At 74.8% G+C, this 26455-nt stretch carries 1 protein-coding gene and 2 pseudogenes; all 3 read left to right on the forward strand.

What is annotated here, in order from left to right; all coding sequences use genetic code 11:
• Positions 1-49: 49 nt before the first annotated feature.
• The gene (locus ACLJQZ_RS41170) at positions 50-20143 is read left to right on the forward strand and encodes a type I polyketide synthase (RefSeq protein WP_410626317.1); all 20094 of its coding nucleotides are present in this window, start codon (positions 50-52) and stop codon (positions 20141-20143) included.
• 81 nt (positions 20144-20224) lie between these two features.
• Positions 20225-23197, forward strand: a pseudogene (locus ACLJQZ_RS41175) (type I polyketide synthase); the annotation flags it as partial.
• Between the two features lie 210 nt (positions 23198-23407).
• A pseudogene (locus ACLJQZ_RS41180) lies at positions 23408-26350 on the forward strand (type I polyketide synthase); the annotation flags it as partial.
• Between the last annotated feature and the right edge of the window lie 105 nt (positions 26351-26455).

The following is a 26455-nucleotide window of genomic DNA, read 5'->3' on the forward strand; positions in this document are numbered from 1 at the left end:
CGCTACCCAGGTAACCGTCAACACCGATGCGCTCACCGTGGAGAAGACTATGCCGGCCGGGTCCGATCGAGTTGTCGAGGCGTTGCGCGTCGCGGTGCAGGAGAACCAGCAGCTGCGGCGACAGAACCAGAATCTCCTCTCGACGTCGAGCGAGCCCGTCGCGATCGTCGCGATGAGCTGCCGCTACCCGGGCGGGGTCGAATCCCCGGACGAGCTGTGGCGGCTGGTCGCCGACGGGGTCGACGCGGTGTCCGGCTTCCCGGACGGCCGCGGCTGGCCCGAGAGCGCCCACCAGGGCGGGTTCCTGCACCAGGCCGGCGACTTCGACCCGGCGTTCTTCGGCATCTCGCCGCGGGAAGCGCTGGCGATGGACCCGCAGCAGCGGATCGTGCTGGAGCTGGCCTGGGAAGCGTTCGAGCGGGCCGGGATCGACCCCGGGAGCCTCGAAGGCAGCACCGGCGGCGTGTTCGTCGGCGCGGCGTCCCAGGACTACGGCCGCGGCCTCGCCGCGCTGCCCGACGGCGTCGAGGGCTACCTGGTCACCGGCACCGAATGCTCGGTCATCTCCGGCCGGATCGCCTACTTCTACGGCCTCGAGGGCCCGGCCGTCACAGTCGACACCGCCTGCTCGTCGTCGCTGGTCGCGCTGCACTGGGCCGCCCGCTCGCTGCGGGCCCGCGAGTGCTCGCTGGCGCTGGCCGGCGGCGTCACGGTGATGGCCACGCCCGGTCTGTACGGCGAGTTCGACCGGCAGGGCGGCCTCGCCTCCGACGGCCGCTGCAAGTCGTTCGCCGACGCGGCCGACGGCGCCGGGTTCTCCGAAGGCGCCGGGATGCTGCTGCTGGAGCGGCTGTCCGACGCGCGGCGCAACGGGCACCAGGTGCTCGCCGTGCTTCGCGGGTCCGCGGTGAACTCCGACGGCGCGTCCAACGGCATCACCGCCCCCAACGGCCCGTCGCAGCAGCGTGTGATCCGCCAGGCCCTCGACAACGCGGGCCTCGCGCCCGCCGACATCGACACCGTCGAGGCCCACGGCACCGGCACGGTGCTCGGCGACCCGATCGAGGCCCAGGCCCTGCTGGCCACCTACGGCGGCGACCGGCCGACCGACCGGCCGCTGTGGCTGGGGTCCTTCAAGTCGAACGTCGGGCACACGCAGTCCGCGGCCGGCGTCGGCGGCATCATCAAGATGATCATGGCGATGCGCCACGGCGTCCTGCCCAAGACCCTGCACGTCGACGCCCCGACGTCCCATGTGGACTGGACCGCCGGCGCCGTCTCGCTGCTCACCGAGCAGCGGCCGTGGCCGGAGACCGGGAAGCCGCGCCGCGCGGCCGTGTCGTCGTTCGGCATCAGCGGCACGAACGCGCACATCATCCTGGAACAACCCGGCGACACCCCCGTCGAAGCCGCCGAGCCGCAGCGCGCGCCCGCCGGATATTTATGGCCGATCTCCGGGCGCACCGCGGACGCGGTCCGCGATCAAGCCGCGCGTCTGCTCACGCACCTCGACGACCACGCCGACGTCACCGCCCTCGACGTGGCCTGCTCGCTGGCGGACACCCGCGTCGCGTTCCCGCAGCGGGCCGTCGTCACCGGCACCACTCGCGAGGAGCTCCTCGACGGCCTGCGCGCGCTCGCCGCCGGAAACGTCGTTCCCGGGGTGCACACCGGTTCGGCCCTGCACACCGGCGATGCGGCGTTCCTGTTCACCGGTCAGGGTTCGCAGCGGGCCGGGATGGGCCGCACCCTCGCGGCCGCGTTCCCGGCGTTCGCCGCGGCCCTCGACGAGATCCTCGCGCTGCTCGACCCGGCCGTCCGGGACGCGCTGACCGGTGACGGCGAGTCCGCTTTGGACAGCACCGGCGTCGCCCAGCCCGCCCTCTTCGCCTTCGAAGTCGCGCTCTACCGCCTGCTCGAATCCCTCGGGGTGCGGCCCGCCTACGTCGCCGGCCACTCGGTCGGCGAGATCGCCGCGGCCCACGTCGCCGGGGTGCTGTCCCTGGCCGACGCGTGCACCCTCGTCTCCGCCCGTGGCCGGCTCATGCAGGCCCTGCCGGACGGCGGCGTGATGGTCGCCGTGCAGGCCGCCGAGGCCGACGTGCTGCCGCTGCTGACCGACGGCGTCGCGATCGCGGCCGTCAACGGCCCGCAGGCGGTGGTGCTCTCCGGCACCGAGGACGCGGTGCTGGCCGTCGCCGCGCAGTTCGAGAAGACCAAGCGGCTCAAGGTGTCCCACGCGTTCCACTCGCCGCTGATGGACCCGATCCTCGACCAGTTCCGCGGGGTGCTGCTCGGGCTGAAGTTCGCCGCCCCGACGATCCCGTTCGCCGCGAACGGCGACGTGTCCACTGTGGACTACTGGGTCGCGCACGTGCGCGACGCCGTCCGGTTCGCCGACACCGTCGCGGACCTCGTCTCGCGCGGCGCCCGCACGTTCCTCGAGGTCGGCCCGGACGCGACGCTGTCCGCGATGACGGCCGAGCTGCTCGACCCCACGCTCGACACCGACTGCATCCCGGCGTCACGCCGTGGCCGCGACGAGACCACCACACTGCTCTCCGCCCTGGCGCGCTGGCACGTCCGCGGCGGCAAGTTCGACTGGACGGCGTGGCACGAGGGCACCGGCGCCCGGACGATCGAGCTGCCGACGTACGCCTTCCAGCGCCGCACCTACTGGCTCGAAGCCGGCACCGGCGGCGACCTCAGCCGGCTCGGCTTCGACGCGGCCGGGCATCCGCTGCTCGGCGCCGCCGTGGAGCTGCCCGAATCGGGCGGGTTCCTGTTCGCCGGCCAGCTGTCGGTGAACCGCCAGCCGTGGCTGGGCCAGCACGTCGTGCTCGGCGCGAAACTCCTGCCCGGCACGGCGTTCCTGGAGCTGGCCGGCCGCGCCGGTGCCCAGGTCGGCTGCGCGCGCGTCGAAGAGCTGACCCTCGCGGCCCCGCTGGTCCTGCCCGCGACGACCGGGGTGCGGCTGCAGGTCGTCGTCGGCCCGCCCGACGTCGACGGCAGCCGCTCGCTGAGCGTTTTCTCGCAGCAGGACGACGGCGACGCCCAGACCTGGGTGCGGCACGCGAGCGGCCGCCTCGGTGTCGGCGGCGCCGTGGTCGCCACGGTCGGCCCGCAGTGGCCGCCCGCCGGAGCCGAGCCGATCGTCCTCGACGGCTTCTACGACGGGCTCGTCGACCAGGGCCTGGACTACGGCCCGGCGTTCCGCGGCCTGCGCGCCGCCTGGCGCGTCGGCGAGGAGATCTACGCCGAGGTCGCGCTGCCGCCGGAGCACGAGGCCGAGGCGTCGTCGTTCGGCCTGCACCCGGCGCTGCTGGACGCGGTCCTGCACGCGTCGGCCCACTACGAAGACCGTGACGGCCTCCCGTTCTCCTGGCGCGGCGTCGGCGTGCACCCTTCGCACGCCTCGACACTGCGGGCCCGGCTCGCCCCGGCGGGCGACAATGCGGTGTCCGTCGAGGTCACCGACACCGCGGGCAACCCCGTGCTGGCGGCGGAGTCGCTCACCTTCCGCGCGGTCAGCGCGGGCGAAGTCCGCGCCACCCGCCACGATTCGCTGTTCCGCACGGTGTGGACGCCGGTCCCCGCCGTCTCGATGACCAAGCCCGCCGACGACGCGGACTGGGTGCTCCTGGGCCACGGCGCGGACTTCGGCTTCTCCGCCCCGGCCGTGTTCGACGACCTGCGCACGATCCGGATCGCCGCCGACACCCCGCCCGCCGTCGTGCTGGCCCCGCTCCCGCCCACCGGCGAGGGCGACGCGGCCGCGGCTCACGCCGCCACCTCCTGGGCCCTCGAACTGCTGCAGAGCTGGCTGGCCGACGAGGACTTCGCCCGCTCACGGCTGGTGTTCGTCACCAGCGGCGCCGAGGCGGTCCTCCCGGACGACGACGTCGACCCCGCCGCCGCCGCGGTCTGGGGCCTCGTGCGCGCGGCCCAGGCCGAGCACCCCGAGCGGTTCGTGCTGGTCGACGTCACCGATCCCGACGACCTGGCCGCGGTCCTGCCGCGGCTGCTCGGCTCCGGCGAGTCCCAGGCCGCGATCCGCGACGGCGGCATCGTGCTGCCGCGGCTGGCCCGCTTGCCCGTCGGCGACGAGCCGTCCGCGCCGCGGATCCCGGACGGCGCCACGGTGCTCGTCACCGGTGGCACCGGGGGACTGGGCGGTCTGGTCGCGAAGCACCTGGTCACCGAGCACGGCGTCCGGCACCTGCTGCTCGCCGGCCGCCGCGGCCCGGACGCCCCCGGCGCGGCCGACCTCGTCGCCGACCTGGCCGCGCTCGGCGCACAGGCGTCGGTGGTGGCGTGCGACGCCGCCGACCGCGACGCCCTGACCGCCCTGCTGGCCGATATTCCGGCCGAGCACCCGCTCGGCGCCGTCGTGCACACCGCCGGCGTCCTCGACGACGGCGTCATCGAAACCCTGACGCCCGAGCGCGTCGCCACCGTCTTCCGTGCCAAGGTCGACGCGGCTTGGGCGCTGCACGAGCTGACCCGCGACCACGACCTCGGCGCGTTCGTCCTGTTCTCCTCGGCCGCCGGCGTGCTCGGCAGCCCCGGCCAGGGCAACTACGCCGCCGCCAACGCCTTCCTCGACGCGCTCGCCCAGCGCCGTCGCGTGCTAGGGCTTCCGGGCCTGTCGCTGGCCTGGGGCGCCTGGGCCGGTGACGCGGGCATGGCCGCGCACCTGTCCGACGCCGACCACCGGCGCCTCGCCGCCGCCGGCCTGCCGTCCCTCGATCCCGCCCAGGGCCTCGCGTTGTTCGACGCGGCGCTGGCCGAGAACGAACCCGCCGTGCTGCCGATGCGCGTGGACCTCGCCGCCCTGCGCGGTCGCCCGGGGATCCCGCCGCTGCTGCGCGGCCTCGTGCCCGGTGGTGGCCGACCGGCGGCCGGCGCGGTGCCGGCGTCCGCGCTGGCCGAACGCCTCGGCGCGCTGGACCCGGCCGACCGGGCCCGCGTCCTCGAAGACCTCGTCCGCGCCGAAGCGGGCCTCGTGCTCGGCTACGCGGCGACCGACACCGTCGACGTCCGCAGCGCGTTCAAGGACCTCGGCTTCGACTCCCTGACCGCGGTCGAGCTGCGCAACCGCCTCGACGCCGCGACGGGCCTGCGCCTGCCCGCGACGCTCGTGTTCGACTATCCGACCCCTGAAGCCCTGGCCACCCACCTCGACCGGGAACTGACCGGCGCCGCCGAAGCGACGACGGACACGCCGACGACGTTGCGGCCGGTGTCCGACGACCCGATCGTCATCGTCGGCATGGGCTGCCGGTACCCGGGCGGCGTCGGCTCGCCGGAAGACCTCTGGGGCCTGGTCGACGGCGGCGTCGACGCGGTGTCCGGCTTCCCGGTCAACCGCGGCTGGGACGTCGAAGGCCTCTACAACCCCGATCCCGACCACCCGGGGACGTCCTACACCCGCAGCGGCGGCTTCCTGCACGACGCGGGGCAGTTCGACCCGGCGTTCTTCGGCATGAGCCCGCGCGAAGCCATCGCCACGGACTCGCAGCAGCGCCTGCTGCTCGAGGTCTCCTGGGAAGCCGTCGAGCGCGCCGGGGTCGACCCGGTCTCGCTGCGCGGTTCCCGCACCGGCGTCTTCGTCGGCGTGATGTACTCCGACTACGGGATGCTTTTGCAGGGCAGCCCGGAAGCCGAGGCGTACCAAGGCAACGGCAGCGCGCCGAGCGTCGCCTCGGGCCGGATCGCCTACACGATGGGCCTCGAAGGCCCCACGGTCACCGTCGACACCGCGTGCTCGTCGTCGCTGGTCGCGCTCCACTGGGCCGCGCAGGCCCTGCGGCAGGGGGAGTGCTCCCTGGCCCTGGCCGGCGGCGTCACCGTGATGTCGACGCCCGGCTCGTTCATCGCCTCCAGCCGTCAGCGCGGCATCGCCGAAGACGGCCGCTGCAAGTCCTTCTCGGACACCGCCGACGGCGTCGGCTGGTCCGAAGGCGCCGGCATTCTCGTGCTGGAACGGATGTCCGACGCGCGGCGCAACGGCCACGAGATCCTCGCCGTGGTCCGCGGCTCGGCGGTCAACTCCGACGGCGCGTCCAACGGCCTGACCGCCCCCAACGGCCCCTCGCAGCAGCGGGTGATCCGCCAGGCGCTGGCCGCGTCCGGACTGTCCACTTCGGACGTCGATGTCGTCGAGGCGCACGGCACCGGCACCACCCTGGGCGACCCGATCGAGGCCCAGGCCCTGCTGGCCACCTACGGCCAGGACCGCGAGACCCCGCTGCGGCTGGGCTCGATCAAGTCCAACATCGGGCACGCGCAGGCCGCCGCGGGCGTCGCCGGGATCATCAAGATGGTCCAGGCCATGCGCCACGAGACGCTGCCGCGCACCCTGCACGTCACCGAGCCCTCGACGCACGTCGAATGGGCCGCCGGGAACGTCGAGCTGCTCACCGACGCCCAGCCGTGGCCCTCGCCCGGCCGCCCCCGCCGCGCGGGCATCTCGTCGTTCGGCATCAGCGGCACCAACGCCCACACCATCATCGAAGAGCCGCCCGCCGCAGCGGCCGCCGCCGTCGTCGTCGAAGCGACCGAACCGGCCTGCGTGCCGCTGGTCGTCACCGGCCGCACCCCGGACGCGCTGCGCGACCAGGCCGCCCGGCTGCTCGACGTCGTCGGCGCGACCTCGCTGCCCGACCTCGGGTTCTCGCTCGCCACCACGCGGTCGGCGTTCGACCACCGCGCCGTCGTCCGCGCGACCGACGCCGCGTCGGCCGCCGACGGCCTGGCCGCGCTGGCCGCCGGGCGGCCGTCTCCGCTGGTCAGCCTGGGTGAAGCAAAGTCGATCCCGAAGACGGCGTTCGTTTTCACCGGCCAGGGTGCCCAGCGGCCCGGGATGACCCGCGGGCTGTACGAGCGGTACCCGGTCTTCGCCGCCGCCCTCGACGAGCTGCTCGACCGCCTCGACGCCCGTGTGCGGGACGTCCTGTGGTCCGAAGACGCCGAGGCGTTGTCCCGCACCGAGTTCGCCCAGCCCGCGTTGTTCGCGGTCGAGGTCGCGCTGGCCAAGCTGCTCGCCGCCTGGGGCGTCCGGCCCGACTTCGTCGCCGGGCACTCCGTCGGCGAGATCGCCGCCGCGCACGTCGCCGGGGTGCTGTCCGCCGAAGACGCCTGCACGCTGGTCACGGCGCGCGCGTCGCTGATGCAGCAGCTCGAGCCGGGCGGCGCGATGGTCGCCGTCCGCGCCACCGAAGACGAGGTCGCGCCGTACCTGGGCGACGACGTCGCGCTCGCCGCCGTCAACGGGCCGCGCTCGGTGGTGCTCTCCGGCGCCGAGGCGGCCGTGCTCGCCGCCGCGAGCCACTTCGAGGAGACCAAGCGGCTGACGGTCTCGCACGCGTTCCACTCGGCGCTGATGGACCCGATGCTGCCCGCGTTCCGCGAGGTCGTGGCGGGACTGACCTTCAGCGCCCCGACGGTGCCGCTGATCGCCGACGGCGACGTCACCGACCCGGAACGTTGGGTCGCCCACGTCCGCGAACCCGTCCGCTTCGGCGCCGTCACCACCCGGCTGCGCGAGGCTGGGACCGGCCTGTTCATCGAGGTCGGGCCGGACGCCGTGCTGTCCGCGATGGTCACCGAGATCCTCCCCGACGTGCCCGCGGTCGCCGTGGCCCGCCGCAACCGCGACGACGTCGAGACGCTCAGCGGCGCCCTCGGGCAGCTGTACGTCGAGGGCGTCCGCGTCGACTGGCCCGCCTTCTACGCCGGTACCGGCGCCCGCCGCGTCGCCCTGCCGACCTACGCCTTCCAGCACGAGTGGTTCTGGCCGCCGACCGCCCCGGCCCAGCCGGCCGGCGGCGGCGACGCCGAGTTCTGGGACGCCGTGGACCGCCACGACGTCACCGGCCTGGCCGCCCGCCTCGACGTCGACGACGCCTCGCTCGGCGCGATCCTGCCCGCGCTGTCGTCCTACCGCCGGTCGCGCGCCGACGAGTCCCTTGTGGACAGATGGCGCTACCGTGCCACCTGGACCCCGGTCAACCCCGGCCGCTCCGGCACCCTCGGCTCGTGGCTCGTCGTCGTCCCGGCTGCCTTGGCCGACAACCCGTGGGTCACGACCGTCGCCGGGTACTTCGGCACCGAACCCCTGGCCCTCGACCCGGCGCTGGACCGCGCCGAGGTCGCCGCACTGCTGCCGAACGCCGTCACCGGGGTGCTTTCCCTGCTGGCGCTGGACGAATCCGGCTTCCCCGGCGTCCCGGCCGGGCTGACCGCGACGACCACGCTGCTGCAGGCCCTGGGCGACGCCGGGATCGGCGCGCCGCTGTGGTGCGTGACCCGCGAAGCCGTCGCCGTCTCGCCCGGTGAGCCGGTCGCCCACGCCGCTCAGGCCGCCGTCTGGGGCCTGGGCCGTGCCGCGGCACTCGAACTGCCCCAGCGCTGGGGCGGCCTGATCGACCTCCCGGGCGACCTCGACGCCGAGGTGCCTGGACGTCTCTCCGCCGCGCTGGCCGGTGCCGACGGCGAGGACCAGCTGGCGATCCGCCCGGCCGGGGTGTTCGGCCGCCGCCTCGTCGCCGCTCCGGCTACCACCCGCCGGTCCCGCGCCGACGTCACCGGCGGCACCACCCTGATCACCGGCGGCACCGGCGCGCTCGGCGCCGTGACGGCCCGGCTGCTGGCCCGCGCCGGCCGCACCCACCTGCTGCTGCTCAGCCGCCGCGGCGCCGGCGCGCCCGGCGCGACGGAACTCCGCGACGAGCTGGTCGAGCTGGGCGCCGAGGTGACGATCGCCGCGTGCGACGTCGCCGACCGCGACGCCCTCGCCGCCGTGCTGGCCACCATCCCCGAAGACCGGCCGCTGATCGAGGTCGTGCACACCGCCGGTGTGCTCGACGACGCCGTCCTCGACTCGCTCACCCCCGAGCGGTTCGCCGCCGTGCACCGCGCCAAGGTCACCTCAGCGGTGCACCTGCACGAGCTGACCCGCACCGCGGACCTCGCGAACTTCGTGCTGTTCTCGTCGGTCGCCGGCACCTTGGGGTCGGCCGGCCAGGCGGTCTACGCGGCCGCGAACACGACGCTCGACGCGCTCGCCGAGCACCGCCGCGGCCTCGGCCTGACCGCGACCTCGGTCGCGTGGGGCCCGTGGGCAGGCGACGGCATGCTCGAAGCCGGTGTCGCCGAGCGGGCCCGTCGCGGTGGCCTCGCGCCGATGGACCCGGACCGCGCGGGCGCCGCGCTGGAGCGGGTGCTCGGGCACGACGACACCACGATCGCCGTCGCCGACATCGACTGGACCCGGTACGCACCCGTGCTTTCCGGGCTGCGGCCGAGCCCGCTGCTCAGCGGCATCCCGGCGGCGAAGGACGTCCTGGCGGCGTTGCGCGGCTCGTCGCCGCGCGGCGACGAAGGCCTTCGCGCCCGCTTGGCGGCCGTGCCCGAGCACGACCGCTTCGACTTCCTGCTCGGCCTGCTGCTGGAACAGGTCGCCCTGGTCCTCGGGCACGCCGGGACCGGCGGTGTCGCGGCCGATCGCGCGTTCCGCGACCTCGGTTTCGACTCGCTCACCGCGGTCGAACTCCGCAACACCCTGACCTTGGCGACCGGGCTCGACCTGCCGCCGTCGCTGGTCTTCGACCACCCGACCCCGGAAGTGCTGACCGAGTACCTGCTCGGCGAGCTGGCCGGCACCCTCGAAACGCCGGTCCGCCTGGTGACCGGCGGCGCGGCGGCCGACGACGACCCGATCGTCATCGTCGGCATGGGCTGCCGCTTCCCCGGCGGCGTCGACGGGCCCGAGGACTACTGGCGCCTGCTGGCCGGCGGCGAGGACGGCATCACGGCGTTCCCGGCCGACCGCGGCTGGGACCTGGGCATGCTGGCCTCGGGGTACGAGTACGCGCTGACCGGCGGTTTCCTCGACGGCGTGGCGGGTTTCGACGCGGACTTCTTCGGCATCTCGCCGCGCGAAGCCGTCGCGATGGACCCGCAGCAGCGGCTGCTGCTGGAAGTCTCGTGGGAAGCGCTGGAGCGCGCCGGGATCGACCCGGCCACCCTGCGCGGCGGTGACACCGGCGTGTTCGTCGGCACCAACGGCCAGGACTACGTGAACCTGCTCGCCACCTCCGGCGAAGACGTCCAGGGTCACCTCGCCACCGGCAACACCGCGAGCGTGATGTCCGGGCGGCTGTCCTACACCCTCGGCCTCGAAGGCCCGTCGGTCACCGTCGACACCGCGTGCTCGTCGTCGCTGGTCGCGCTGCACTGGGCCGCGCAGGCCCTACGCCGCGGCGAGTGCGGCGCCGCGCTCGTCGGTGGCGTCACCGTGATGTCCACCCCGAACTCCTTCGCCGAGTTCGCCCGCCAAGGCGGCCTCGCCGCCGACGGCCGCTGCAAGCCCTTCGCCGACGCCGCCGACGGCACCGGCTGGTCCGAAGGCGCCGGCATGCTCGTCGTCGAGCGGCTGTCCACGGCTCGCGAGCTGGGCCACCCGGTGCTGGCGGTGCTGCGCGGCACGGCCGTCAACTCCGACGGCGCGTCCAACGGCCTCACCGCCCCCAACGGCCCGGCCCAGCAGCGCGTCATCCGCCAGGCCCTGGCCGACGCCGGACTGTCCACATCGGACGTCGACGCGGTCGAGGCCCACGGCACCGGCACGGTCCTGGGCGACCCGATCGAGGCCCAGGCCCTGCTCGCCACGTACGGCCGCGATCGCGACGGCGAACCCCTGTGGCTCGGCGCGGTCAAGTCCAACCTCGGCCACACCCAGGCCGCGGCCGGCGTCGCCGGGGTCATCAAGATGATCCTGGCCCTGCGCCACGGCGAACTGCCGCGGACGCTGCACGTCGACGAGCCCTCGAGCCGCGTCGACTGGACCGCCGGGGCCGTGAAGGTGCTGACCGAGCACCAGACCTGGCCCGAGACCGGCCGCCCGCGCCGCGCGGGTGTCTCGTCGTTCGGCCTGAGCGGCACCAACGCCCACGCGATCCTCGAGCAGGCGCCCGCGTTCGAAGCTCCCGTCACAGCGGAACCAGCGACCGTGCCCCTGCTGCTGTCCGCGCGCACCCCGCAAGCCCTCGCCGCGCAGGCCGGGCAGCTGCACGACCTCCTGTCCACCGAGCCGGCGCCCGCCGGGTTCGCCCGGGCGCTGGCCACCACGCGCACGGCGTTCGAACACCGCGCGGCCATCGTCGGCGACGACCCCCTGGCCGAACTGGCCGCCCTCGCCGCGGGGGAGACCCCAGCCGCGGCGCCCGCGCGGTCGCGGGCCAAGAGCGCGTTCGTCTTCGCCGGTCAAGGCGCCCAGCGTCCCGGCATGGGCCACGAGCTGTACCAGCGGTTCCCGGTGTTCGCCGACGCGCTCGACGCCGTCTGCGCCCACCTCGACCCGCACCTGGACCGCCCGCTGCGGGAAGTCCTGTTCGCCGAGCCGGGCACGCCCGAGGCGGCGCTGCTCGACCGGACCGACTGGACCCAGCCCGCCACCTTCGCCCTGAGCGTCGCGTTGTTCCGGCTGCTGGAATCCTTCGGCGTCAAGCCGTCCTGGCTCGTCGGGCACTCCGTCGGCGAGATCGCCGCGGCCCACGTCGCCGAGGTCCTGTCCCTCGCCGACGCCTGCACGCTCGTCGCCGCCCGCGGCCGGCTGATGGCCGCGCTCCCGGCCGGCGGGGCGATGGCCTCGGTGCGCGCGCCGGAGGCCGACGTCCGCGGGCTCCTGGCCGACGGCACGTCGATCGCGGCCGTCAACGGCCCCGACGCCGTCGTCATCGCGGGCACCGCCGACGCCGTCGAGCAGAGCGGCACCGCCCTGACCGCCGCGGGGTTCCGCGTCCGGCAGCTCGCGGTCAGCCACGCGTTCCACTCGCCGCTGATGGACCCGATGCTCGAGGACTTCGCCGCCGTCCTGGCGGGCCTGGAGTTCGGCGAGCCCCGGCTGCCGATCGTGTCCACCGTGACCGGCCGCCTCGCCGACGCCACCGAACTGCGCTCACCGGAGTACTGGGTCGACCACGTGCGCCGGCCCGTCCGGTTCGCCGACGCCGTCACCGCGCTCGGCGAGTACGGCGCCGGTGCCGTCGTCGAACTCGGCCCCGACGGCTCGCTGTCCGCCGCCACCGCCGCATCCCTCGACGCCGACGTCGCGTGCGTCCCGCTGCTGCGCCGCGACCAGCCCGAAGAGACCGCCCTCGTCCGGGTGCTGGGCCGCCTGCACGTGGCGGGTGTGGCCGTGAACTGGACGTCCTTCTTCGGCCCGGCCGCCGGTCCCGGCCCGGACCTGCCCACGTATCCGTTCCAGCGCGAGCGTTACTGGCCGCGTACCACCGGCGCGGTCCCCGGCGACCTCGGCTCGGTCGGCCTGGCCGCCGCCCGGCACCCGCTGCTCGGCGCCGGTGTCGAACTGCCCGACTCGGGTGGCTTCCTGTTCACCGCCCAGCTTTCCCTGCGGACGCACCCGTGGCTGGCCGACCACTTCGTGCTCGGCGCGGCCCTGCTGCCCGGCACCGCGTACCTCGACCTCGCGATCCGCGCCGCCGACCAGGTCGGCTGCGCCCGCGTCGACGAGCTCACCCTCGAAGTCCCGCTGGTCCTGCCGTCCGAGGGCGCCGTGCGCCTGCAGGTCGTCGTCGGCCCGGCCGGGTCCGCGGGCGACCGCGACCTCGCTGTCTACTCCAGCCCCGCCGGCGGCGGCGAGCAGCCGTGGACGCGCCACGCGAGCGGCCGCCTCGGCACCGGCACGACGCAGCCCACCGACGGCGACCGCACCTGGCCGCCGGCCGACGTAGAACCCGTTTCCCTGGAAGGCTTCTACGAGCGCCTCGCCTCCGGCGGGTTCGCCTACGGCCCGCTGTTCCGCGGCCTCAAGGCCGTCTGGCGCGGCCAGGACGCGGTCTTCGCCGACGTCGTCCTGCCCGAGGAAGCCGAGCGCGACGCGGCGGCGTTCGGCGTCCACCCGGCGCTGCTCGACGCCGTCCTGCACGCCTCCGAACACGCCGGACTGACCGAGGTGGACGGTGGCCGCCTGCCCTTCGCCTGGAGCGGCGTCACTCTTCATGCGAGCGGCGCTGCGGTCGTTCGTGCCAAGATCACCCGGCGCGGCGAGGACTCCGTCGCCATCGAACTGCGTGACGCGGCCGGCGACCCGGTCGCCACCGTCGACTCGCTGGTGCTGCGGCCGGCGGCCGTCGCGAAGGTCGGCCACGACGCCGACTCGCTCTACCACCTCGACTGGATCCCGGTGCCCCGCCCGGACGTCGAAGCGGGCCCGGCCTGGGCCGTTCTCGGCGTCGACCTGCCGGACTTCGCCGCGGTCGTCGCGGCGGCACCCGAGGTCGTCGTCTACCCGGTTCCGGCCCACACCGGCGATCCCGAGGGCGTCCGTGCCGCGACAGCCGACGCGCTCGCCCTGCTGCAGGCCTGGTCGGCGGCTCCCGAACTGACCGGCTCACGGCTGGTGTTCGTCACCACCGAGGCCGACACCGACCTCGCGGCCGCCGCGGTCTGGGGCCTCGTGCGCTCGGCGCAGCGGGAGAACCCGGGCCGGTTCGTCCTGGCTGACGTGGACAACACCGACTCTCTCGCCGCCGTCCTCGCCACTGGCGAGCCTCAGGTGCGCGTGCGGGCCGGGGAGATCACCGCCGCCCGCGTCGCCCGCGCCCCGCGCCGCGACGACGTCACGCCGATCGCCTGGGACGGCGACGGCACCGTCCTGATCACCGGCGGCACCGGGGGACTGGGCGCGACCCTGGCCCGGCACCTCGTCACCACCCACGGCACCCGGCGGCTGCTGCTCGTCAGCCGTCGCGGCCCGGACGCCCCGGGCGCGGCGGACCTGATCGCCGAACTGGCCGAGTCGGGCGCCGAGGTCACGGCCGCCGCGGCCGACGTCGCCGACCGCGCCGACCTCGCGCGAGTGCTGTCGGAGATCCCGGCCGCGCATCCCCTGACCGCGGTCGTGCACGCCGCCGGCGTCCTCGACGACGGCATCCTCGGCTCCCTCACCCCCGAGCGGCTCGACACGGTGTTCGCGCCGAAGTTCGACGCCGCCTGGCACCTCGACGACCTGACCGGCGACCTCGCCGCGTTCGTCGTGTTCTCCTCGGTCGCGGGCACCTTCGGCGCGGCCGGGCAGGCGAACTACACCGCGGCCAACGCCGCCCTCGACGCTCTCGTGCGGCGCCGTCGCGCCGCCGGCCTCCCGGCGCTGTCGCTCGGCTGGGGCGCGTGGTCCCGCGCCGGCGGCATGACCGCCACCCTCACCGACACCGACCTGCGGCGGATGGCCGCGTCCGGCATGCCCGCCCTCGAACCCGAACAGGCCCTGGCCCTGTTCGACGCGGCCTGCGCCACCGGCCTCGACACCGTGCTGCCGGTCCGGCTCGACTTCGCCGCGCTCAGCGTCCAGCCCGAGGTCACGCACCTGCTGCGCGGCCTGGTCCGGACGCCGGTGCGTCAGACCGCGGCCAATCTGCCGCGGCTGGACGACCCCCTCGCCGGGATGAACCCGGCCGAACGGTCCCGCGCGGTGCTCGACCTGGTCCGCGGGCAGGTCGCCGCGGTGCTCGGGCACAGCACGTCGGCCGGCATCTCCGCCGACCGCCCGTTCCGCGAACTCGGCTTCGACTCGCTGACGGCGGTCGAACTGCGCAACCGCCTCGACGCCGCGACGGGCCTGCGGCTGCCCGCGACACTCACCTTCGACTACCCGAGCCCCGCCGCGCTGGCCGCGTTCCTCATCGGCGAGATCGCCGGCGAGGCCGACGTGCCCGCCCAGGTGGTCGTCCCGGCGAAGGCCGTCAACGACGACCCGATCGTCATCGTCGGCATGGGCTGCCGCTACCCGGGCGGGGTCACCTCGCCCGAGGACCTGTGGGGCCTCGTCGACGGCGGCGTCGACGCCGTCTCGGACTTCCCGGCCAACCGCGGCTGGGACGTCGAAGGCATCTACGACCCGGACCCCGACCACCCCGGCACGTCCTACACCCGCAGCGGCGGTTTCCTGCACGAGGCGGGGGAGTTCGACCCGGCGTTCTTCGGCATGAGCCCGCGTGAAGCCCTGGCCACGGACTCGCAGCAGCGGCTGCTGCTCGAAGTGTCGTGGGAGGCCGTCGAGCGGACCGGCGTCGATCCGGCGTCGCTGCGCGGGTCCCGGACCGGTGTGTTCGTCGGCGTCATGTACTCCGACTACGGCATGTTGCTGCAGGGCAGCCCGGACACGGAGGGCTACCAGGGCAACGGCAGCGCACCCAGCGTCGCCTCCGGCCGCGTCGCCTACGCGCTCGGCCTGGAAGGCCCGACGCTGACCGTGGACACGGCGTGCTCGTCGTCGCTGGTCGCACTGCACCTCGCGGCCCGCGCCTTGCAGAACGGGGAATGCTCCCTCGCACTCGCCGGCGGCGTCACGGTGATGTCCACCCCGAGCACGTTCATCGGCTTCAGCCGCCAGCGCGGCCTGTCCGCCGACGGCCGCTGCAAGTCCTTCTCCGACACCGCCGACGGCGTCGGCTGGTCCGAAGGCGCCGGAATCCTGGTGCTGGAACGGATGTCCGACGCCCGCCGCAACGGCCACGACATCCTGGCCGTGGTGAAGGGTTCGGCCGTCAACTCCGACGGCGCCTCCAACGGCCTCACGGCTCCGAACGGCCCCTCGCAGCAACGCGTCATCCGCCAGGCGCTGGCCGCGTCCGGACTGTCCACTTCGGACATTGACGTCGTCGAAGCCCACGGCACCGGCACCACCCTCGGCGACCCGATCGAGGCCCAGGCGCTGATGGCCACCTACGGCCGGGAACGCGGCGACGCCGACCCGCTGCTGCTCGGGTCGATCAAGTCGAACCTCGGCCACACCCAGGCCGCCTCCGGCGTCGCCGGGATCATCAAGATGGTCCAGGCGATGCGGCACGGCACGCTGCCGCGCACCCTGCACGTCACCGAACCGTCCACGCACGTCGACTGGTCGGACGGCACGATCGCGCTGCTCACCGAGTCCCGCGCCTGGCCCGACCGCGGCCGTCCGCGCCGCGCCGCCGTCTCGTCGTTCGGCATCAGCGGCACCAACGCCCACACCGTCATCGAGCAGCCGCCCGCCGTCGCACCCGCGCCGGTGGACGTCCGGCCGGAACCCGCGGTCGTGCCGTGGCTGCTCTCCGGCCGCACCCCGGACGCCCTGCGCGACCAGGCGGAACGGCTGCTCACGCACACCCAGGCCCACCCCGCGTCCGCCGCCGACCTGGGCCTCGCGCTCGCCACCACCCGAACGCACTTCGCCGAGCGGGCCGTCATCGTCGGCAGCACCCGTGAAGAACTTCAAGCGCGGCTTGATGTTCTGGCCCGCGGTGGCTCCTCGGCCGGTCTCGTCACCGGGACGTCCGGGGAAGCCGTGCCGGCGTTCCTCTTCGCCGGCCAGGGCAGCCAGCGGGCCGGGATGGGTCGCGAGCTGGCCGACGCCTTCCCGGCGTTCGCCGACGCCCTCGACGAGGTCGTCACGCGGCTCGACCGCGAACTCGACCGCCCGCTGCGCGAACTGCTCTTCGCCGAGGAAGGCACCGAAGCCGCCGCCGCGCTCGACGAGACGCGCTACGCGCAACCGGCGCTGTTCGCGCTGGAAGTCGCCCTCTACCGGCTGGTCCGCTCCTGGGGCGTCGAGCCGCAGTACCTGACCGGGCACTCAGTCGGCGAGATCGCCGCCGCCCACGTCGCCGGTGTCTTCGGCCTCGACGACGCCTGCACGCTGGTCGCGGCGCGCGGCCGGCTCATGCAGCAGCTGCCCGAAGGCGGCGCGATGGTCGCCGTCCAGGCCACCGAGGACGAGGTCCGGCCGCTGCTCGACGGCCGCGAGGACGAGGTCGCCCTCGCCGCGGTCAACGGGCCGTCGTCGGTCGTCCTGTCCGGCGAGGCCGGGCGCGTCGAGGAGATCGCCGCGCGGTTCGCCGCGGACGGCCGCAAGATCCGCCGCCTGCGTGTCAGCCACGCCTTCCACTCACCCCGCATGGACGGGATGCTCGACGACTTCCGCAAGGTCGTCGCCGGGCTGACGGCCGCCGCGCCGTCGGTGCCGATCGTCTCGACGGTCACCGGCGACCTGGTCACCGCCGAAGTCCTCGCGTCCGCCGACCACTGGGTCGAGCAGGTCCGCCGCCCGGTGCGGTTCGGGCCCGCCGTGCGCCGCCTGGCCGAGCTGGGCGTCACCGTCTTCGCCGAGATCGGCCCGGACGGCACCGTGGCGGCCATGGCCGCCGAGTCGCTCGACGCCGGCCAGACCACTGTCGCGCTCCTGCGCCGTGACCGGCCCGAAGCCACCGCGGCGACCGAGGCACTCGGGCGGCTGCACGTCGCCGGCGTCACCGCGGACTGGCCCGCGGTGTTCGGCCCCGCGCGAACCGTCCCGTTGCCCACCTACGCGTTCCAGCACCAGCACATCTGGCCGCAGGGCCTGCTCGCCCAAGCGGGCGACGTCTCCGCCGCCGGGCTGTGGGCGGCCGGGCACCCGCTGGTCGGGGCGGCCGTCGAGCTGCCCGACACCGGTGGGCTGCTGTTCACCGGCCGGCTTTCGGTCGCGGCGCAGCCGTGGCTGGCCGGGCACACCGTCGGCGGCGCCGTCGTAGTCCCCGGGACCGCGCTGCTCGAACTCGCCGTCCGCGCCGGCGACCAGGCGGGCTGCCCGCAGGTCGACGAGCTCACCCTGGAAGTGCCGCTAGTCGTGCCGGACGCGGGCCGCGTGGTCCTGCAGGTCGCCGTGGCCGGAGCGGACGACGAAGGCCGTCGCTCGCTGCGGATCTACTCGCGGGCCGACGGCGACCCGGACGCGGCCTGGATCCGGAACGCGAGCGGCACGCTGGTGCCCGCCGCCGACGTCGAGCCCACCGACCCGATCACCTGGCCGCCGGACGGCGCCGAAGCCGTTGACCTCGAAGGCTTCTACGACACGATGGCCGAGCGCGGCCTCGGTTACGGCCCGATGTTCCAGGGCCTGACCCGCGCCTGGCGCCACGGCGAAGACGTCTACGCCGAAGTCGCCCTCGCCGAGGACGACCGCGACGAAGCCGCGTCGTTCGTCGTCCACCCCGCGCTGCTGGACTCCGCGCTGCACGCCGCGTCGCTCACCCGCTTGTCCGCGGACGGCGCCGGACGGCTCCCGTTCAGCTGGTCCGGCGCGTCCTTCCTGGCGGCCGGCGCGACCGGCCTGCGGGTCCGGATCACGCCGCAGGAGGGCGACGCCATCGCCCTCACCGCGTCCACTGTGGACGGCACGCCCGTCGTCGCGGTGAAGTCGCTGGCGCTGCGGGCCGTCCCGACCGGGATCGCCGCCCCGGCGCGCACCACGACCGGCTACCGGCTCACCTGGCCACTGCTGCCGGAAGCGACGCTGGTAACCGCCGGCACGTCGGCGATCGCCGGACCGGGCCTGACGGCCGAAGGAGCCGTCGAGTACCCGAGCCTGGCGGCGCTGCTGGAGTCCGCCGAGCCCGTGCCGCCGGTGGTGCTGCTGCCGGTCACCGCGGCCCCGCCTGGCATGCCGGTGCCTGCCGCCGTCCGGACCGTCACGACCGACGTCCTGCTCCAGACCCAGCAGTGGCTCGCCGACGACCGGGCCGCCGGTGCGGTTCTCGTCGTCGTCACGCGCCACGGCGTCGCGGTGGGCACCGAAGACGTCGACCTCGCGCAGGCCGCCGTCTGGGGCCTGCTGCGCGCGGCCCAGCTGGAGAACCCGGGCCGCCTGGTCCTGCTCGACCTCGACGACGGCGACCTCCCGTCGGCTGCCGTCGCCGGCGCTCTCGCGGCCGGCGAACCCCAGGTCGCGCTGCGCGACGGTCACCTCCACACGGCCCGCCTGGCCGCCGCCGAAGCCACCGCCGGACCCGCGCTGTGGGACCCCGACGGCACCGTCCTCATCACCGGCGGCACCGGCGGGCTCGGCGCGACGTTCGCCCGGCACCTCGTCACCGAACGCGGCGTGCGGCACCTGCTGCTGCTCGGCCGCCGCGGCGACGTCGCCCCGGGCGTCGGTGACCTCGTCGACGAACTCGCCAAGCTGGGCGCGGACGTCCGCGTCGCGGCCTGCGACGCCGCCGACCGCGCGGCCCTGGCCGCCGTGCTCGGCACGGTGCCGGACCTGACCGCCGTCGTGCACGCCGCCGGCGTTCTCGACGACGGCGTCCTCGGTGCCCTGACGCCCGAGCGGCTCGGCACGGTGTTCGCGCCGAAGGTCGACGCCGCCTGGCACCTGCACGAACTCACCGCCGACCGCGACCTGAGCGCGTTCGTCCTGTTCTCCTCGATCGCGGGCACGCTCGGCGCGGCCGGGCAGGCGAACTACGCCGCCGCCAACGCCTTCCTCGACGCGCTCGCCCACCAGCGGGCCGCCGCGGGCCAGGCGGCCGTCTCGATCGCCTGGGGCGCCTGGCACGCCGGCAGCGGCATGACCGGCGCGCTCACCGACGCCGAACTGGCGCGGATGCAGCGGTCCGGCATGCCCCCGCTGGCCACCGAAGAGGGCGTCGCGCTGTTCGACGCCGCCCTCGCCACGGCGTCACCCGCGGTAGCGGCGCTGCGGCTCGACCTCGCCGTGCTGCGCGGGCAGGACCCGCTCCTGCCGGCCCTGCGCGGTCTCGTCACTACCGCACCGCGGCGCGCGGCCGCCGCGGCCCTCGAACCCGGGGGAGCGGACCTGGCCACGAGGCTGGCCGAACTGCCCCAGGACGACCGGCTGCCGTTCGCGATCGGGCTGGTCGGCAAGCAGGTCGGGGCCGTGCTCGGCCACGATGACGCCGTCGGGCCCGACCGCAGCTTCACCGAACTCGGCTTCGACTCGCTGACGTCGGTGGAACTGCGCAACCGCCTCGAAGCCCGCACCGGGCTACGGCTGCCGGCGACGCTGGTCTTCGACCACCCGACCATCACGCGGGTGGCGGATCTGCTCGTCACGTCCGCGCTGGGCGACGGCGCGGCCGCCCGCCCGGCACTGGCGGAACTCCAGAAGCTCGAAAACCTGCTGTCCGCGGTCGACGCCGACGACGACGCCCGCGCCGCGATCACCGTGCGGCTGCAGGCCCTGCTCGTCAAGTGGACCGGCTCGGGCGACGCCCGCGACGCCGGGGACTCGTCGGTCCCGGAGCTCAGCACCGCCGACGACCTGTTCGCGTTCATCGATAACGACCTGGGTGTGAGGTGACCAGTGGCGACCGAGACGCCGCAGCCGGACCGAACGGATGGTTCGATGAGCGAGGCCAAACTCCTCGACTACCTCCGGCGGGTGACCGCCGACCTGACCCGCACGCGCGAGCGGCTGGTGGAGGCGGAATCCGCGGGCGGTGAACCCATCGCGGTGGTCGGCATGAGCTGCCGCTACCCCGGCGACGTCGACACACCCGAAGCGTTGTGGCGGCTGGTCGACGGCGGGGTCGACGCGATCTCCGGCTTCCCGGAGGACCGCGGCTGGCCCCTGGCCGACCTGCTCGGCGAACCCGGCGCCCCCGGGACGTCGGCCACCGCCGAGGGCGGCTTCCTGCACGGCGCCGGCGGCTTCGACCCGGCGTTCTTCGGGATGAGCCCGCGCGAGGCGCTGGCCACCGACCCGCAGCAGCGGCTCCTGCTCGAAACGTCCTGGGAGGCCTGCGAATCCGCCGGGATCGACCCGCACACGCTGCGCGGCAGCGACACCGGCGTGTTCGTCGGCGTGATGTACAACGACTACGCGATCGCGCTGCAGGGCGTCACCGAAGACCTCGAGGGCTACCAGAGCAACGGCAGCGCCGGCAGCGTCGCCTCCGGCCGCATCTCCTACACGTTCGGCTTCGAGGGCCCGACCGTCAGCGTCGACACCGCGTGCTCGTCGTCGCTGGTCACCATGCACCTCGCGGCCCAGGCGCTGCGCCGCGGCGAGTGCTCGCTGGCGCTGGCCGGCGGTGTCGCCGTGATGTCGACGCCGATGGTGTTCATCGAGTACAGCCGCCAGGGCGCGCTGTCGCCGACCGGCCGCTCACGCGCGTTCGCCGAGGGCGCGGACGGCACCGGCTGGTCCGAAGGCGTCGGCATGCTCGCGCTCGAAAAGCTGTCCGACGCGCGGCGCAACGGCCACGAGGTCCTGGCTGTGCTGCGCGGCTCGGCCGTGAACTCCGACGGCGCGTCCAACGGCCTCACCGCCCCCAACGGCCCGTCCCAGCAGCGGGTGATCCGCCAGGCGCTGGCCGACGCGAAACTCTCACCGTCCGAAGTGGACGTCGTCGAAGCCCACGGCACCGGCACGTCGCTCGGCGACCCGATCGAAGCCCAGGCGCTGATCGCGGCCTACGGCCAGGACCGGCCCGAGGGCCGCCCGCTGTGGCTGGGCTCGCTGAAGTCCAACATCGGGCACACCCAGGCCGCCGCCGGTGTCGGCGGCGTGATGAAGATGATCCTGGCCATGCGCAACGGCGTCCTGCCGCGCACCCTGCACGCCGAGACGCCGTCATCCCGCGTCGACTGGGCCGCGGGTGACGTCGAGCTGCTGACGACGTCCCGGCCGTGGCCGCGCACCGGGGCCCCGCGCCGGGCCGCCGTCTCGTCGTTCGGCGTCAGCGGCACCAACGCCCACGTCGTCCTCGAACAAGCCCCGCCCGCCGAGGCACCGGCCGTTTCCGCCGAACCGCCCGCGGTGCCGTGGGTGCTGTCGGCCAAGTCGCCGGAAGCACTGGCCGCCCAGGCCGCGGGCCTGCTGGCCCACCTCGACGAGCACACCGGGCAGCCCCCGGCCGCGATCGCCCGCACCTTGCTGGCCCGCAGCCGCTTCGACCATCGCGCCGTCGTGGCCGGCACCGACGTCGCCACCCTGCGCGAAGGCCTGTCCGCGCTGGCGGCCGGAGTGCCGTCGCCGTACGCGGCCACCGGCGCCGCGACCACCACGGCCGGGCCGGTGTTCGTGTTCCCCGGCCAGGGCTCGCAGTGGCCGGAGATGGCCGCGAGCCTCCTCGACACCGCGCCCGTGTTCCGGCGTCACATCGAGGAGTGCGCCGAAGCCTTCGCCCCCTTCGTCGACTGGTCGCTGCTCGACGTCCTGCGCGGCGCCGACGGCGCGCCCTCGGTCGACCGCGTCGACGTCGTGCAGCCCGTCCTGTTCTCGGTGATGGTGTCGCTCGCGCACCTCTGGCGCTCCTACGGCGTCCGCCCGGCCGCGGTCCTGGGCCACTCGCAGGGCGAGATCGCCGCCGCCTGCTTCGCCGGCGCCCTGCCGCTGCCCGAAGCCGCGCGCATCGTGACCCTGCGCAGCCGCCTGATCGGCGACCGGCTCGCCGGCCACGGCGGCCTGCTGTCGGTGATGGCGTCCGAAGAGGACGTCCGCGCCCTGCTCGGCGACTTCGACGGCACGCTGTCGATCGCCGCGGTCAACGGCCCCCGCACGGTGACCGTCGCGGGCGAGCCGGGCGCGCTGACCACCTTGGAGAAGCGCCTCTCGGCGGCCGGGATGATGCGCTGGCGCGTCGAGGGCATCGACTTCGCCGCGCACAGCCCGCAGGTGCGCGTGCTGCACGACGAACTGGTGTCCCTGCTCGGCGAGCTGCACCCCACGACGTCGGAAATCCCGTTCTTCTCCACGGCCGACGAAAAGTGGCTCGACGGCCCAGAGCTGGACGGCGAGTACTGGTACCGCAACCTGGAACGCACGGTCCGCTTCGACTCCGGCGTCCACGCCGCCCTGGAGCGCGGCGGCCGGCACTTCGTCGAGGTGAGCCCGCAACCGGTGCTGAGCCTCGGCCTGCAGGCGATCCTCGAGGAGTCGGGCACCGGCGCCACGGCGTCGGCCACGCTCCTGCTCGGCCACGGCGGCCTGGACCGGTTCCTGGTCGCCGTCGGAGCCGCCTTCGTCCGCGGCGCCGACGTCGACTGGAACGTGCCTGCCGGCAGCCGTGTCCCGCTGCCGACGTATCCCTTCCAGCGCACGAACATCTGGCCGCAGACCAGCCTGCTCCCGGCCGGCGACGTCACGGCGCTGGGCCTCGGTGCGGCGAACCACCCGCTGCTGGGCGCGGTGACGGCGTTGCCGGACACCGAAGGCTTTCTCTTCACCTCGCGGCTGTCGGTGGCGACGCACCCGTGGCTGGCCGAGCACACCTTCGGTGGCTCGGTCCTGCTGCCCGGCACCGCGTTCCTGGAACTCGCGTTCCGCGCGGGTGACGAGGCCGGCTGCCCGGTCGTCGAAGAGCTGACCCTCGCCGTACCCCTGATCGTTCCCCCAGGTCAGGCCGTGCGGACGCAGCTCGTGCTCGGCCCGCTGACCCCGGCCGGCCGCCGGACCCTCGCCGTCTACGGGCGGCCCGACACCGACGGCGACGAGCCGTGGACCTGCCACGCCAACGGCGTCCTGCGCGCCGGCGAGCAGCCGACGGCGGGGGAGTTCCCCGCCGAGTGGCCGCCGCCCGGCGCCGAGCGCGTCGACCTGACCGGATTCTACGACCAGGCCGCCGAAAACGGCTTCGGTTACGGCTCGCTCTTCCGTGGTCTGGAGTCGGTGTGGCGCCTCGGCGAAGAGATCTACGCCGAAGTCGCGCTGCCGGAGGCCAACCGTGCCGAAGCGGGCGCGTGCGCCCTGCACCCCGCGTTGCTCGACGCCGCGCTGCACGCCACGTCATTCACCGGCGACGGCGGCCAGAGCCGGCTCCCGTTCTCGTGGACCGATGTCGAGCTGTACGCGGTCGGCGCGTCCCGGGCCCGGGTCCGGATCGTGCCGTCCGGCACCGGCAGCGTCCGCATCGACCTCGCCGACGCGACCGGGGAGCCCGTCGCGTCGGTCGGCTCGCTGCTGCTGCGCGCGGCCGCCACGGACGCTGTCGCCGTCGCATCCCCTTTCGGCGACAGCCTGTTCCGCTGGGAGTGGCAGGCCGTGCCCGCGCCGGAACCCGGCCGCCTGGCCGACGGCAGCTGGGTCGTCGCCGGCGCCGACGAGTTCGGCCTCACCGGCGCCGTCTACACCCTCGGCCGCGCGGTCGAGACGTTCCTCGGCATCGGCACGCTGTCGGCCGCCCTCGACGACGGCCTGGAACCACCCGAGCTGATCCTGGTCCCGCTGGTGCACGTGCGGCCCGAGGACCCCCGGGAATCGGCCCACCTCCTGACGAAATGGGTGCTGGGCCAGGTCCAGGCCTTCCTCGAAGAGGACCGGCTGCGCACCACCCGCCTCGTCTTCGTGACCCGCGGCGCCACCGGCGACGGCGAAGGCGCCGACCTGTCGGCGGCGGCCGCGTGGGGCCTGCTGCGTTCCGCGCAGACGGAGAACCCCGGCCGGCTCGTGCTCGTCGACCTCGACGAGTCCGGCGACCAGTCCATCCGCGACCTGCTCCCGATGCTGCCCGGTCTGCTCGCCTCGGGCGAGCCTCAGGTGGCGCTGCGCGACGGCGTTCCGCACGTCGGCCGCTTGGCCCGCGTGCGCGGCGACGCCTCTCCGACGGAGGTCTGGCGGGACGCGGGCAAGGTCCTCATCACCGGCGGCACCGGCGCGCTGGCCCGGACGATCGCGCGGCACCTGGTGACCGAACACGGCGTCCGCGAGCTGCTGCTGGTGAGCCGCAGCGGCGGTACGGCGCCGGGCGCGGCGGAGTTCGCCGCGGAACTCGGCGCCGTGGTGGAGTACCGCGCCTGCGATGTGTCCAACCGGGACGAACTGGCCCGCTTGCTCGACGCCGAGCCGTCGGTCCGGGCGATCGTCCACACCGCCGGCGCCCTCGAAGACGGCGTCCTCGGTTCGCTGACGCCGAAGAAGCTCGAGACGGTGTTCGCGCCGAAGCTCGACGCGGCCTGGCACCTGCACGACCTGACCCGCGACCGCGACCTGGCGGCGTTCGTCCTGTTCTCGTCGTTCGCCGGGCTGGCCGGCACCGCCGGGCAGGGCAACTACGCCGCTGCCAACAGCTTCCTCGACGCGCTGGCCCGGCACCGCCGCGGCCTCGGCCTGCCGGGGACGTCGGTGGCGTGGGGCAGCTGGGTGCGCGCCGACAGCGTGATGGCCGCGCGGCTCGACGACGCGGCTCGCCGCCGTCAAGCCCGTGGCGGGGCCCTGGAGCTGACGGGGGGGCAGGGCGTCGCCCTGTTCGACGCCGTAATGGCCCGCCCGGCCGACCCGGTGCTCGCCGCGATCCGCCTGGACCTGGCCGCGATGCGCGCGTCGGGCGAGGTGCCGCCGATGATGAGGCTGCTGGTCCCGCCGCCGTCCCGCCGGTCGGCGGTGTCGGCCGAGGCGGTGGGCTCGTTCGCCAAGACGTACACCGAACTGCCGGAAGAGGGCCGTGCCGCGGCCGTCCTGGACCTGGTCCGCAGCCTCGCCGCCGCGGTGCTCGGGCACCCGAGCGCGGCCGCGGTGGCGGTCGACGGTGGGTTCCCCGAACTCGGCTTCGACTCGCTGACGGCGATGGACCTGCGCAACCGCCTCCAGGCGGCGACGGACCTGATCCTGCAGGTCGGCGTGGTCTTCGACCACCCGACCCCGCTCGAGCTGGCCGATCACCTGGCCGCCGAGCTGGACCGGGTTTCCCGGCCGGCCGAGTCGTCGACGGCGCCGGAAACCGTGTCCGCGCAAGCGAACGAGACGATCTCCGGCCTGTTCACGCAGGCGCTGTACAACGGCCAGCAAGCCGACGCGATCGACTTCCTCCGCGCCGCGGCGACCCTGCGCCCGAAGTTCCGCACGTCGGACGAGCTGACTCGCCCGATCCGCCCGCTGCGCCTGGCCCGCCGCGACCCGGACGCGGCACCCGGCCCGCACCTGATCTGCGTCCCCGCGCTGGTCGCGATGGCCGGGGTGCAGCAGTACTCGCTGTTCGCGGCGTCCTGTCGCGGCCAGTACGACGTCTCGGCCGTCCCGATCCCGGGCTTCACCGACGGCGAGGCCCTCCCGGCCGACCGGGAATCGTTGGTGGCGGCCGAAGCCGACGCGATCTTCGCGTACGCGGCGGGGGAGCCGTTCGTGGTGCTCGGTGTCTCCACCGGCGGCCTGCTGGTGCACGCGATCGCGACGGAACTGACCCGCCGCGGGACCCCGCCGGCCGGGGTTGCGCTGCTGGACCCGTACGCGGTGGACAGCCAGTTCGTCGCCAGCGCGGGCGGGGGCCTGATGACGGGGCTGTACAAGCGGAACCAGCAGTACACCGAGGTCACGAGCGCCGGGCTGTCGGCGATGGCGTGGTGCTTCGACCTGATGGAGGGCTGGGACCTGGGCCCGCTGCCGTGCCCGACGCTGCTGGTCCGGGCGTCGGAGCCGATCGTGGCGGAGCAGGCGGCGGTCGAGTGGCGCTCGGCCTGGGCCCACGCGGACACGGTGACCGACGTACCGGGCAACCACTTCACCATCGTGGAGGAGCACATCGCCGAGGCGGTGGCGGCGGTCCGGGCCTGGCTCCCCGACGTCGGCTGACGGGCTGGCCGCGCCCAGACTTGTCGTGAGTGTTTAGGGCGGTTCTAACCGCCCTAAACACTCACGACAAGCCGTGGCAGACTCACCAGGCCGTGGGCTCGCGCA

Origin of the sequence: Amycolatopsis sp. cmx-8-4, from assembly GCF_046548675.1 — a bacterium.
Lineage (GTDB): Bacteria > Actinomycetota > Actinomycetes > Mycobacteriales > Pseudonocardiaceae > Amycolatopsis.

Coding starts and splice junctions, on each gene's coding strand:
- ACLJQZ_RS41170 (WP_410626317.1), top strand. CDS start 50: ATGCCGGCCGGGTCCGATCGAGTTGTCGAGGCGTTGCGCGTCGCGGTG.